Below are 12,576 nucleotides of genomic sequence, written 5' to 3' on the forward strand. Positions count from 1 at the left end.
AATTAATCTTCAGTATAGTATAACATCTGGTTGTTGGTAAGATCAAATAATCCTGTTACCTTCCGAACCACTTTATCCTTAATAATCCCAACCCCTGTAATTTTATAAACTTCGCCCTTTGTTTTGATCCGGCCTCCAGAAACATCGGTTCCTTCCCCTGCCAGTTCCTTATACAAAGTGAGGTCCCCTGTGGTTTTCACTTGGAACTCAGGTTCTGTCTCCAGATCTTTCAATTCTTTAATATAGCCTCCTTTCTGCAACTTGAGTTTCAAAATTTTCATGGCGGCTTGTTTGGTCATAAAATCAGAAAGGGAAAGTAGGACAAAATAGGGTGCCGTGTTGATATTGATCCTGTCATCATAGGAATCACCCGCAGGCAAATAAGCTGTGATATTATTGGAGAGCACATAATCTTTATCGGAACGAAGGGCTCTTTCCTCTTCTGTCATAAAGTCTTTGGAATTATTTTTGTCGTAATCTTTTGGTTTTAAACTTTCATACACGATAGCGCGGTCATATCCCTTCACATTCAAAAGCTCTGAAAGGGAATAAAAAGGAGCATTTTTGATTTTTCTCGGTGGACTTAGGCGACTGTAATAATACTGTTCGGCCCCTCCCCCTGTTTCTGTATGGTTTTCGTCAATCCAATCCAAAATGGGGAAAATCATCTCTCGTTTCAGACCAAATTGGTAAAATAAACGAGTGACCATCTCAATGGTTCTTTGGTTCGGTTGGTCGTCATAAATTTTCACAAGGGAGTTGATATTGATTTTGCCATCTTCCGGACTCATCGTATAATAAATCACACCTCCCCCAAGGGGAATCGGAGGTGGGTCCATGGCTAGACCTGACTGGTATAAAACCTCTTCCGGAATTTTTTTTAAAGCACCAACTGCCCCCATAAACCCAGCCTTCGCCAACATATGAGCTCGAAAACCGTCTGCTTGTGCTTTCGCAACTTGGTATTCCGTGGCTGCATCATTATAGAATTTGATCGCAGTAAAGGAAGAAGCTGTACCAATGGCCATCACAAGGAGATAGACCATAAAACCTTGTTTCGGTTTTTTATTTGTAGAGAATAACCGGATGCGCAAGTGATTCATATTTAACAAAGGCACTCCCCACTAATGATATGATTTCAAACCGAATGAGTCTTGGAATTTTTTTTGTAGTACGGGAATTCCAATCATCAACCCATTTGTCACCGCGTTCCGAAAATTTCATTTGGAAACTTTTCACATTTTCAAGTAACACGTGTTCCACGCCGCCTTGCGTGGGGAAGTTATCCACCATTTCATCTTCCCGGCGAATTAGATAAGACAGTCCATCCACTTTTGGATTGGGCATTTTACGTAGATAAAACGAAACTTCACGGACAGACGCTTGCCCTTCTTCTTCAGAGTTGGGATTGGACGTCGCAAAAACAATCCGATCATTTCTTGCCCCAGTCACTCCTTCCTGTTTTCCCACAAATAAAATCCGTTTTTGATTATCAATAAAATAGGCTCTAGAAAGTGTTCCACGAATGTTTTCCATCGCATACAAAATGTCTTTTCGGTTCGCTCCCTTACTCGAAGCTCCCTTTTTGGAGATTTTATTGGCGGTATAAAACACAGAAAATATTCCCGTAAAAATCACAGCCATGATCATGATGACAATGGAAATCTCTACCAAGGTAAACCCATTGCGAAAAGGAATTTGATTTTCTTTGTTCGGGAACCTACACAAAACGTTCATTAGTATTTTGTGCTCCGGAATGTTTCTACAGTATATGTTTCTTTTTTGTTTCCATCCATATAAAAAATGGAAACTTTCACTCGAAAAACCTTTAAAACTCCCCCAGTTTCAAAACTTTTTTTCTGCCCTCGTTTTTTCATAAGGTCACTGAGGCCAACATCCTTATCCCCTAACATATCTTTTGGTGCTTTTTTACGAAGTTCTTCCGCGTTAGGACCACCTGCCAGTTTGAGTAAATCCATTTCTTCATCTTTGATTTCTGTTTCAAAGGTATAACCAGGAAATGCATCAATGGAACCTTTGGAAGTATCAGTTTGCATCGTTGTAGAAGAATCCACTTGTGCCATTTTGATTTTCGCTAGGTGAACAGCATTGGATAGTAAAACAGCTTTCTTTTGAAAGGAAATCCCATCGGCAATCCTAGCATATGTGAGAGTCATGACCATTGCTGCCATCGCCATGGCAATGGTAACTTCAATCAAAGTAAATGCAGAGCGGAATGAATTAACGAGGTTGAGTTTTCGCATTGGGATCAATTTGTTCATCTCGTTCATCCAAACCATAAGAAATTTTGGAGATTGAATTTGTTTCGGGTTCTGGAAAAAATTCTGTTTTATGGATTTTGATTCTTCCTCCATACCGATAAATCTGGATTGTCCGTTTGATTTCCGTATCAGAGCCTATGTATAAAAATAAATCGGTAGTGGTTCCTTGTGGCGTAAATACAATCCGAATTTTACCTTCGTTTCTTGGTTTGCCACCTAAGTCTCGTACGCTGACAATTTTAGAGTAAAAAGGAAGAATTACTTTTTTTAAAATCGGTTCTTCTTCCAATCCATTTTCATCTCGTTTGAGTAAAAAAAATTGGTATTCCCTTTTTTCAAAATCATATTCAAAAAGCACTGCTTGGTTTGTGAGTTGTGCTTTGTTATAACCAAACTTAAAGGATTCTTGTAATTTGACAGAGATGTCTTCGGTGCTTGGAATGATGAGGTTACGAAGAGAACCTCCCACGATTACCATGAGAAGTCCCAAAATCGAAATCACAACGACGATCTCAATGAGTGTGAGACCGTCGCGAATTCGTCTTTTCCGTTTCGGAAATTGTTTTTTATCGGAAAGCGGCTGGATAGTCATCAGGAGATAGGATATTGAAGTCTTTATTCTTTCCGTCTCCACCTTCTTTTTTATCTTCGCCGAGTGTGTAGATTTGAGGAACAGCTCCTTCAAATTTTAACACATAAGGAGTTTTCCATGGGTCCTTCAAAACTGCCTTTTCTCGAATGATGGGTTCGTAATCGTCCCCAATTTTGTCATCGTCTGGTTTTTCGATTAACGCTTGTAAACCTTGTTCTTCCGATGGGTATTTGTCATACACTTCCAAATAACGTTCTAATGCAGTTTTTAAAACCGCACTGTCATTTTTCAGTTTTAGCTTTTTTTCCCCTTCGCCTCGGTTACCGATACTCGAGTAAAGAATTGCCATAAGGGAACCTAAAATGAGCATCACCACTGTGATTTCGATTAGAGTGAGTCCCTCACGGATCTTTCTGTTTTTTCCTTTCATTTTCATAAACTCTACATCCCCTGGATTTCTTGAGTTAGTTTGTACATTGGCGTCATAATCGCCGCCATAATGGTAAAAATAATTCCACCCATTACAATGATCATCATAGGTTCTAAGGATTGGGTCAAAGATTTTATTGCTGTATCGACCTCAGATTCGTAGATTTCTGAGAGTTTATTCATCATTTCTGGTACTTTATCCGAAGCTTCCCCGGCACTCAGCATCCCTAACACCATCTGCGGAAGGACTTGTGACCCTTGTAAGGAATCCGATAATTTTCCACCTTCTTTGATTTTGATGATGGCCGCATCAATTTCTTCTTTAAATACAGTATGCCCAACAACGTCAGAAACAATATTCAGAGATACGATGAGTGGAACTCGGTTGAGAAGTAAAATGGAAAGGTTTCTTGCAAAGTTAGAAACTAGGATTTTTCGAAGAAGTGTACCGATGACAGGTAGTCCAAGTAAAAACTTATCCCAAACTTTTTTTCCTTCCGGGGAAGATTTCCACTTCATAAATCCAAGAAACGCAAAAGTAATGAGTCCTAAAATAAAATACCAATAATTGGTTAGTACATAGGATAAAAATATAACCCCACGTGTGAGAAGAGGGAGTTTGGCATCAAAAGAAGCAAATAATTGTTCAATTTGAGGGATCACCACGACAAGTAAAAAGATCGATACACCAAGGGATAGTAACCCCATAATCATCGGATAAATCATAGCCACTTGAACTTTTGATTTTAGTTCAGATGACTTTTCTTCCAATTCCGCTAACCGGTGCAAGGTGTTCTCGTAATTTCCTGTTGATTCACCCACAGAAATCAAACTAGGATATTGGTCTGGAAACACTGTTTTGTGTTTTTTCATGGACTCCGAAAGACTCATTCCTTCCGTGATGTCCGCTCGCATCTCAATCAAAACTTTTTTAAAATAGATATTTTCCACTTGGTCAATGATGGAAAGTAAACACTTATCCAGCGGGATCCCAGCTCCAATGAGTGTCCCCAATTGTTTACAAAAAAGTCCTACTTCTTTTCTTGGAATTCGATAGAGCAGTTTGGATAAAAAAGGGAACAATTCCCTTTCTTCTTTTTCCCGATCCTCTTGGATGGAACGAACATAGAGCCCTTTCGCCTTTAGTTTGTTACGTGCCGCCTGTAAATTGACCGCATCAATGATGTTTTTTTCTTCTTTTCCTTTTTTGTTAAAGGCAACGTAGGTATACAGTGGCATATTAAGATACCCGAAGCACTTCTTCTGGAGTGGTAACTCCCTCAATCACTTTGTACTTTCCATAAACTTGTAAGGTAGCAAGACCATTTTTTAGAGCAAGTTCCTTAATTCTGTTGGCATCCGCTCCCTGTAAAATCGCACGTTTGATTTCATCATTCATGGTAAGAAGTTCATATAAACCAGTTCGGCCTTTGTATCCCGAATTGAGACAAGAACTACAACCTTTGCCCCGAAATAGGACTCCATTTTTGAGTTCTTTTCTTTGGATGCCTAGACCCGCCAAATCCTTGTCAGTTGGTTTATAGGAAGTTTTACAGTCTTTGCAGATGACACGCACAAGTCGTTGTGCCATAAAACCTAAGACGGAACTTGTAATCAGATATGGTTCAATTCCCATATCCACAAGTCTTGTCACTGCTGAAGAAGCATCATTGGTGTGAAGGGTAGAAAATACCAAGTGACCTGTGAGCGAAGCTTGGATGGCAATCCTTGCTGTTTCTTCATCACGGATCTCCCCTACCATTACCACGTCCGGGTCTTGTCGTAAAATGGAACGAAGTCCCGCAGCAAAAGTCAGACCAATTTTTTCATTCATCTGCATTTGGGAAATTCCATCCATTTGGTATTCCACTGGGTCTTCACAAGTAATGATATTTCGTTCTTCGGTATTGATCTCCGAAAGTGCGGAATATAGGGTAGTTGATTTTCCCGATCCAGTCGGCCCCGTTACTAAAATAATTCCGTAAGGTTTATAAATGAGTTCTTTAAATTCTTTTAGAATTTGTGCATTAAATCCCATGGTTTCAATGGAATACTTTTGATCGGTTTTATTCAAAATCCTCATTACAATTCGTTCTCCGAATTGGCAAGGAATGATCGATACCCGGACATCCACATCCTTTCCCGCTAACCTAAGTTTGATCCTACCGTCTTGCGGAAGCCTGTTTTCCGCAATGTTTAGGTTCGACATAATTTTGATACGGGTGGATATTCCCGCCAAATATGATTTAGGTGGACTTAATACCTTTTGTAAAACACCATCCACACGATAACGTACAATCACAGATTTTTCAAAAGGTTCGATGTGAATATCGGAAGCCCTTTCAGAAACAGCCTGTGACAAAATCACATTCACCATTTTGATGATAGGTGCTTCGTTTGATAAATCTAATGCATCGGATTCAAAGGCATCAGAAAGTTCTCCAAAACTTCCATCCATCTCATCCATCATCTCTTTTGCTTCCGCAGTTGTTTTATCAAACTGCGAATGCACGATGCGCATGATTTCATTTTCTGTAGCGAGAACGAATTGGATTTCGTATCCTTTTAAGAAAGAACGCATATCATCCATGGGATGGAGGTCCGTTGGATCACTTGTAGCAACAAAAACCTTTTTTCCTTTCACAAGGAAGGGAACAATTTTGGAACGTTGTACTAGTTTGAGTGGGATTTTGCTAAAAATTTCATCACTGGCAACAAATTCAAGTTTGTCGTGAAACTCCATTTTATGGAGTTTCGCGAGTGCCTTTAGGATATCGGTTTCGGATGCGAGACCTTTTTTTTGAATGATATGAGTGATGGGAAGATTTGTTTTTTCCTGTTGTTTGGAAATATCCTCTAAATCCTTAATCGTAAGGATTCCATCTTCTAAAAGAATCTGACCTAAACTTTTTCTCATCTCAGTTTCTTTTCTCGTTCATCCACCATCCTTTCTTGTTCATTTTTCTTTTGGATGGTCATACGATCCGATTTATCACGATCATCTAAGATGTGTGGAGTTAAAAATACCATCAAATTCGTTTTACGATTTTGATTGGTGGTTCTTCTGAATAAAGTTCCCAGAAGTGGAATCTCCCCTAAAATTGGGATCTTTTGTACTTTCTTTTGTTTGTCATTGGAAAGTAGTCCCCCAATCACGATGGTTTGGATATTGTCCACAACGATGGTTGTTTTGATATCCCGTTTATTAAAGGTTGGGTTTCCACCGGTTGCTTCCGAAGAAATCCCCGCAACGTTTTTGATCTCTTGGTATAGGTCGAGAGTGATGCGATTGTTTTTATTGATGTGAGGTGTGAATTTAAGTTTAATCCCTGTTGGGCGGTATTCAAAGTTTGCCACTGTTACCGCATTGTCTCCACCAAGTCCCGCATTTCTATTTTGGGTACGAACGGGTACATCCTGGCCCACATTGATCTCCGCTTCTTGGTTGTCTAAGGTCAAAATTTGAGGAGCAGATAATACATTAAAATTTTCATTGGTTGAGTTTGCGTTTAAGATACCAATGATTTGTTGCCCACCACGTCTGATAAAACCAAGTGAAAATCCTGAAAGAGTGTTTACGTTTGTGGGACGACCATTTTTATCAATCACACCCCCTTGTGCCGCAAGACCAGTGTTAAACTGTCCATACGCAAGCTCTTGGTAACGCCAGTCGATACCAAAGTCATTTAAATCTGTAGAACTTAGCTCAACGATGAGCACTTCGAGTAACACCTGTTTTCTGGGAGTATCCAAAATTTTAATGATCTTTTTGATTTCTTCCCATTCCTGGGGAGTTGCTGTGACAATGAGTGAGTTCGATTCTTTGTGAGCAACTGCTTTGATTTTGTCTTGTTTTCCCGGAACTTTTGGAGCTTGCGCGACAGGTGGAGGTGTTTGTGGTTTCCCATCAGGACCGGCTTCCCCAGGTGGCCCTTGTGTTGGCGCCACAGGAGCATCTGGCATATCCAATTTGACAAGGATGGCCGCAAGTTTTTCAGCCTCATTGTATTCTAGGGTATAAATATGAATGTCACCCGCAGAAGAAATCGAACCCGGTCCATCTGCTCTTACATCTAAATTATCAACTAACTTCAGTAACTTGTTGATATCAGATGTGGAACCAGAAAAAATTAAAGTATTTTGGTTCTTGGGAATGATGATGTCGGTATCAGGACTTGTCACTCGTTTGAGAATGGGTTCGAGTTCAATCGCATTAGAAAATTCCAAAGGAACAATTTGTGTGATGGTTTTATTTAAGGCAACTTCTGAATCCGAAACGGGATCCTTTCCAATCCGAACAATTTGTGATTTGGCAAGAGCGTCTTTGATTTTTACAACTTTGATCAGGTCATTTTCTTCAATCAGACCAAACCCTTGTGTTTCCAAAACAGACTTCATGAACCCATAAGCATCTTCAATGCGAACTCGTTTTTGCGAGATGATGGTAACTTTTTTCCCTTTCACAGCATCATCAATTAAGATGTTCTTTTTGATGATGGCACTCATTCCCATAAGGAAATCTTTGAGTTCTGTATCTCTCCAATCTGCTGTAAAACTTGCTGGTTCTTGAGATGTTTTTGATTTTGGTTTCCCTTTCTCTTGTGAGAAATTAGGTGTCACAATTAAATAAAGGCAAATACAAAGTAAAAAGAATGGGAGACGATTTCTCATTTTAATTCCGAATGATAAATTCATATGTGATAATTTTGCCTTGTCGTTCTAAATCCACTGTAATTTTCGGAGCTTGTTTGATCGAACCCCAAATTTCCAACATCTTCTCTGTTTCATTGAGAGGCATTCCATTCACACGTTTGATGATGTCACCACCCCTCGCGCCAAGAGAATAAAAGACATGGTCTTTTGCCACTTGATAGATTTTGTAACCCTCGATCTTTCCGTCTACCAAATGAGGGCCAAATCGTGCATTTTTGTAGATGGTATTGGGATCTTTTAGTTTTCGATTCACGTCTTCTCTGGATAGAACTTTTTGAATCGTTTGGCTAGATGGTCCCAAATTGGAAACGGCACTTGCTTCTTTTGGCCGAATTCTCTCTTTTGCTTGCGCTGGTGTTTCCCCAATATTGACTCGAAGGCTAAGGCCCCCTTTTTTTAAAACCACGTAGTGTTGTTCGATGGTTTGCACTTTGTAACCACCTACCATTTCTCCCACTGCGTATTCTTCCGAGTCGTTGTTTTGTTTTTCACGGATGGTGACCCGTGCAAAAGACCAGTGGCCAGACAGAGTCCCTGTCACGAGCATTTGGTCATCGTCGCCATTGTCTTGAGCAATTTCGGGATCCAGTGGTGTTCCGTCCGCGCCACGTTTTGTGGCATCATTTGGATCATACACTTGGCCTCGGATGAGATTGCCTGTGACAATATCTTCATACGTGCTTACAGCAAGGATCACTTCTTGTCTTGTTTGTTTGGGACGCACTTGGCTTCCGACATTCATCCCTGTTTCTGTGGAAAAAAGAAGTAAAAGGACAAGTTTCAGTAAATAAGCGAGAGAAAAGGAAAATAATAAAACCGCCGGAATCAATGTAAAAAACTGACTCGATTGGATTCTTTGAAGGATTAAATTCATGCTCCCCACAAATCGGAGAAAAACTCCGATTACATTCCGGCTACTTCAGATTTGGGGAGTTTTGTCACATGTTTTTCAGTCATGCCGAGAGCTGATTCAGGATTCATAATTTTCCCGTTTCGGAACACTTCAAAATGCAAATGAGCGCCAGTCGCTGTACCTGTCCTTCCGACAAGTGCTACCACTCGACCCATCTTCACCGTTTCCCCAACCTCAACTAAAATCTGAGAACAATGGGCGTAAACTGTTTTATACCCATTTTTGTGTTGGATGGTAACGGAATTTCCATATCCACCGTTTCGACCGGTAAACACAACCTCACCATCGGCAGCAGAAAGAACAGGTGCCCCTACTTTTGCCGCCAGGTCAAGGCCTGAATGGTATACACGATTGTATTTGTTAAATGGATCTACTCGACGACCAAAACGAGAGGTCACTCGGCTTTGCGGAACTGGTAAAATAAAAATCTTTTTTAAAACGACACGAGAGGAAGAAGCATTTTTCACTTGGACTGGAACTTCCAAAACTTGCCCAATTTTCAATTGGTCAGATGTGAGGGAATTTGCTTTTTTTAGTTTTGCCACATCAATCGAAAAGGAACGAGCAATCTTTGATAAATTGTCCTTTTTTTGGACTGTGTATTTTTTTACAACGATCCCTGATTCGTGAACCACGGTATTACTCACAACGGGGGAAACATTGATGTATTTGGGAAGGTCAAGGGAAGCAAGTTCGACTTCTTCCTCTTCTCCTGTTTGGTTCACACCAACAGAGAATAGTTTTTGCACTTCTTGTTCTTGGGTTTGGTTGCCAAAGAGACGAAATACGGTGGAATCACTGTTGGGAAGGCTTTCATTGATTTCTTGTTGGAGTTTTTGGAAAGGATTAGCGAGTAAGCTTGGCCCCGAAACCAAAACAATCAGAAATGTTACAAATCGAAGTACCTTCACAGATATTCTATCGGGAACTGAACGGAAGATTCTTGAACAAGAAAGAAAGAAAGCAGGAAAATCAATAGAATAGAACAATGAGGGCATCCCAAACCTTTATTTCTTTGTTTTTTTGGCATTTTGTTCGACGAGTGTGAATTTTTGGTTCACCCACTCTTCTACGTCATCCAAATCATATTCTCTTTTTTTGATATCATCATTGATGATATAATCTGCCAGTTTCCCTACCGAAGACTCACGTGTCTCTTGGATCGGGTATACCTTCAATTTCAAAAGAGAGGGAGTTGATTCGATGTAGATCTTAACAAGGGTTCCTTTTTTCCAAACATCCGTTTGGGTAAATTTGATTTCCTCGCGAAGCGCATAAGTCTTTCCGTCATAGAACTCATTGATCTCCCTTAATCTTTCTTTTTTGATCAAACGTTGTGAACAGTGACTGAACACAAGGAGAAGAACGAGGGGAATTACACGAATGATACTACAAACCAAAGCAAACTCTCAGGAAAAGTCACCATACTGCCTTATTTATGAAAAGTCTTTTTTATTTTTTGAACCAAAAGCGGAAAAACGAGACCCAAAAGGAATGTGAGCCCCAAACGAGCAGAAGTTGGAAGTTTGCTGTATGAATGGAATGGATCGAGAGAGATCCAAGTGGAAGTGGGAATTCGAAGGGGATTTCCCCATTTTCAAATCTTAGGGAACGTTCCGCAAGACACCAAAGAGGCCAGAGATCGCATCCGTTTGGCTCTGGAGGCTTCTGGGTTCCAGTTTCCGATCGAAACCATCATCATCAATGTGAAACCGAGTCACATCCCCAAGAGACGGATTTCCCTAGACTTAGCCATGGCCGTTGGAATTTTACAAGCCACAGAACAAATCCAAACCAACTCCAAACAGATTTTGTATTTGGGAAACCTTGGCCTTGATGGAAGCCTTGTGGGCGGAAAGGAACTCCTACCCTATCTCTGGCAAAGGAACCAAACAAAGGATCACATCCTTTGCCTTCCTCGGTCGCTACAAGAAGAATCGTTGCCTGATGGAGAGTATATCTTTCTTTCCCACTTACAAGAATTAGATGTTTTCTCAAACCAAATTCCAGAACAAAGAAAACAGAATCCATCTTCAAAAGAACAAACCATTTGGGAGGAAGTGTATTTAGATCCTTACCAAATGAAAACCTTTCAAGGACTTTTGTATGCAGTTCTTGGAAATCATCATAGCGTGTTACTCGGAAGTCCTGGTGTTGGGAAAACCATGTTACACCGGTTACTCGAACCACTGCTTCCACCCCATTCCACTAAAGAAAGATCTCATTTGGGAATTTGGACAAGCAGTGGAGAATTTGAAACTCCCACAAACAAAAGGCCATTTCGATCACCTCATCATTCCACAACAGAGGTGGGTCTTCTCGGGGGAGGACTTCCCTACCAACCGGGAGAAATTGCAAAAGCAGAAGCAGGGATTTTATATTTAGATGAGGCTTTAGAATTTAAAGATCGGATATTAGAAAGTTTACGTTTGCCTATGGAAGATTCTTATATCGAAATTACAAGGATGAATGAAGTCACAAAAATCAAAACCGATTTCACTCTTCTTCTCTCTACAAATCCTTGCCCCTGTGGGAATTACCAAAGCCAAAACCATTGCCACTGTTCCCTACAAAAAATTCGTTTGTACCTACAAAAGATCAGTGGTGCATTTCTCGATCGCATCACCATTTTCCAAACATTATTCGAATCCTCATTAGATAGAAACATTCATTTGGAAGAAGAGAAACTAAAAGAGATTTTAAAAAATCGATTTGTATTTCGAAACGAAAGGAAACTGATTGAAGAAGAATCGCAAACTGTATTAAAACAATTGGATCAAACGAAAGAAACGAAACATCTTTCCCTACGAAAGAAAAAACAAATTGTTTCTCTCGCAAGGACGATTGCAGATTGGAACCTCTCCCCTAGAACAAAGGAAGTACATATTCAAGAGGCTTTGGATTATACTTTGGGATACCAGTGGATTTATAGCCTAGGTTGATTATTTGGAAATAAAATGGGATATTTCCATAGCGATCTTATTGATCGCATAATCCATATAGGCAGGATCATCGATTTTTTTCTTGTAGGTATCAAATTTCTTTTGGATGGTAGATGCCATTCCCCGTTTGCGTAGGAGGACTGGATCTGGTCCAAATTCTTCGGTTTCTGCTAAATTCCCAAATACAGTAAATTGACTCATGTGGTTACTTCCTTGTAACAATCAAACTCTCATCCTTGAGAGCGTTTCCCTTGTGGGATACAAAACCAATCGGTTCGGTACAAAATTCCCTTGATGAAGTATTTAGAAGATTGACGAATAAAAACGCACTTCCTTTTTTTCGGTGATATGGAGCAAATTAAAGCTAGTTGTTAGGTGGTAAAAGGCAGGATATTCAGAGATCAAATAGAAATATACCTTCCGCATTCGGAGACGTTTTGTCTCATGAAGGCATTCTTTGGGATGAAAGCCATTATTTTCCTTCCAAGTTTTGACTTCCGAACAATGCAGAGTTTCGTTCATGAGACTAATTATGTCAATTTCACCAAATCGTTTTCGGTAATTTTGAAAGAGTATGGTATGACCCAAAGACTGCAAATACTCCCTAGCAAGGGTTTCTCCTCGTTTACCGATGGTTACTTTTTGCATATTGATAATCCTGGGAACTTGAACTTTCGTAAACCCTAAAACCTAACAAAGAAAAAC

14 protein-coding genes are annotated in these 12,576 nt (G+C 40.0%); 1 reads left to right on the forward strand and 13 read right to left on the reverse strand.

Annotation, left to right across the window (positions count from 1 at the left end):
- Positions 1–2: 2 nt before the first annotated feature.
- The 11 genes from EHQ59_RS05765 to EHQ59_RS05815 all read right to left on the reverse strand — a co-directional run bounded on the left by EHQ59_RS05765 (position 3) and on the right by EHQ59_RS05815 (position 10,260).
- The gene (locus EHQ59_RS05765; protein WP_244245404.1) at positions 3–1,103 is read right to left on the reverse strand and encodes a type II secretion system minor pseudopilin; all 1,101 of its coding nucleotides are present in this window, start codon (positions 1,101–1,103) and stop codon (positions 3–5) included.
- On the reverse strand, positions 1,066–1,737 hold the full coding sequence (locus tag EHQ59_RS05770; protein ID WP_135618310.1) for a type II secretion system protein GspJ: 672 nt from the start codon (positions 1,735–1,737) through the stop codon (positions 1,066–1,068). The genes EHQ59_RS05765 and EHQ59_RS05770 overlap by 38 nt, the downstream gene beginning before the upstream one ends.
- Positions 1,737–2,264 carry a prepilin-type N-terminal cleavage/methylation domain-containing protein gene (locus EHQ59_RS05775; protein WP_135618486.1) on the reverse strand — a complete coding sequence of 176 codons (528 nt, stop codon included), beginning with the start codon at positions 2,262–2,264 and terminating at the stop codon, positions 1,737–1,739. The genes EHQ59_RS05770 and EHQ59_RS05775 overlap by 1 nt, the downstream gene beginning before the upstream one ends.
- Complete coding sequence (locus EHQ59_RS05780) at positions 2,242–2,874, reverse strand: prepilin-type N-terminal cleavage/methylation domain-containing protein (RefSeq protein WP_135618311.1); 633 nt, start codon at positions 2,872–2,874, stop codon at positions 2,242–2,244. Before EHQ59_RS05780 ends, EHQ59_RS05775 begins: the two co-directional genes overlap by 23 nt.
- Positions 2,849–3,310, reverse strand: a complete 462-nt coding sequence (locus EHQ59_RS05785) for a type II secretion system protein GspG (protein ID WP_135618313.1) — start codon at positions 3,308–3,310, stop codon at positions 2,849–2,851. Before EHQ59_RS05785 ends, EHQ59_RS05780 begins: the two co-directional genes overlap by 26 nt.
- Before the next feature lie 5 nt (positions 3,311–3,315).
- The gene (locus tag EHQ59_RS05790) at positions 3,316–4,542 is read right to left on the reverse strand and encodes a type II secretion system F family protein (protein WP_135618315.1); all 1,227 of its coding nucleotides are present in this window, start codon (positions 4,540–4,542) and stop codon (positions 3,316–3,318) included.
- 1 nt (position 4,543) lies between these two features.
- Entirely contained in the window at positions 4,544–6,220 is a 1,677-nt protein-coding gene (gene gspE, locus EHQ59_RS05795; protein WP_135618317.1) for a type II secretion system ATPase GspE, read from the reverse strand.
- Entirely contained in the window at positions 6,217–7,974 is a 1,758-nt protein-coding gene (gene gspD / locus EHQ59_RS05800) for a type II secretion system secretin GspD (RefSeq protein WP_135618318.1), read from the reverse strand. Before gspD ends, gspE begins: the two co-directional genes overlap by 4 nt.
- 1 nt (position 7,975) lies before the next feature.
- On the reverse strand, positions 7,976–8,890 hold the full coding sequence (locus tag EHQ59_RS05805; protein ID WP_135618320.1) for a general secretion pathway protein GspC: 915 nt from the start codon (positions 8,888–8,890) through the stop codon (positions 7,976–7,978).
- A gap of 29 nt (positions 8,891–8,919) precedes the next feature.
- Positions 8,920–9,840, reverse strand: a complete 921-nt coding sequence (locus tag EHQ59_RS05810; protein ID WP_244245405.1) for a peptidoglycan DD-metalloendopeptidase family protein — start codon at positions 9,838–9,840, stop codon at positions 8,920–8,922.
- Between the two features lie 96 nt (positions 9,841–9,936).
- Entirely contained in the window at positions 9,937–10,260 is a 324-nt protein-coding gene (locus tag EHQ59_RS05815; protein ID WP_244245406.1) for a type II secretion system-associated lipoprotein, read from the reverse strand.
- 165 nt (positions 10,261–10,425) lie between these two features.
- Between EHQ59_RS05815 and EHQ59_RS05820 the strand changes: the two genes are divergently transcribed.
- Positions 10,426–11,871: an ATP-binding protein gene (locus EHQ59_RS05820; protein ID WP_135618325.1), complete on the forward strand. Its 1,446-nt coding sequence runs from the start codon at positions 10,426–10,428 to the stop codon at positions 11,869–11,871.
- Here EHQ59_RS05820 and EHQ59_RS05825 read toward each other — a convergent pair whose 3' ends face one another.
- Complete coding sequence (locus EHQ59_RS05825) at positions 11,872–12,072, reverse strand: hypothetical protein (RefSeq protein WP_135618327.1); 201 nt, start codon at positions 12,070–12,072, stop codon at positions 11,872–11,874. It abuts the gene before it with no gap.
- A 102-nt stretch (positions 12,073–12,174) separates the two neighbouring features.
- A complete protein-coding gene (locus tag EHQ59_RS05830) occupies positions 12,175–12,519 on the reverse strand; it encodes a YraN family protein (protein WP_135618329.1) in 345 nt (114 codons plus the stop codon).
- Between the last annotated feature and the right edge of the window lie 57 nt (positions 12,520–12,576).

The organism is Leptospira kemamanensis (assembly GCF_004769665.1).
In the GTDB taxonomy this organism is placed as follows: domain Bacteria; phylum Spirochaetota; class Leptospiria; order Leptospirales; family Leptospiraceae; genus Leptospira_A; species Leptospira_A kemamanensis.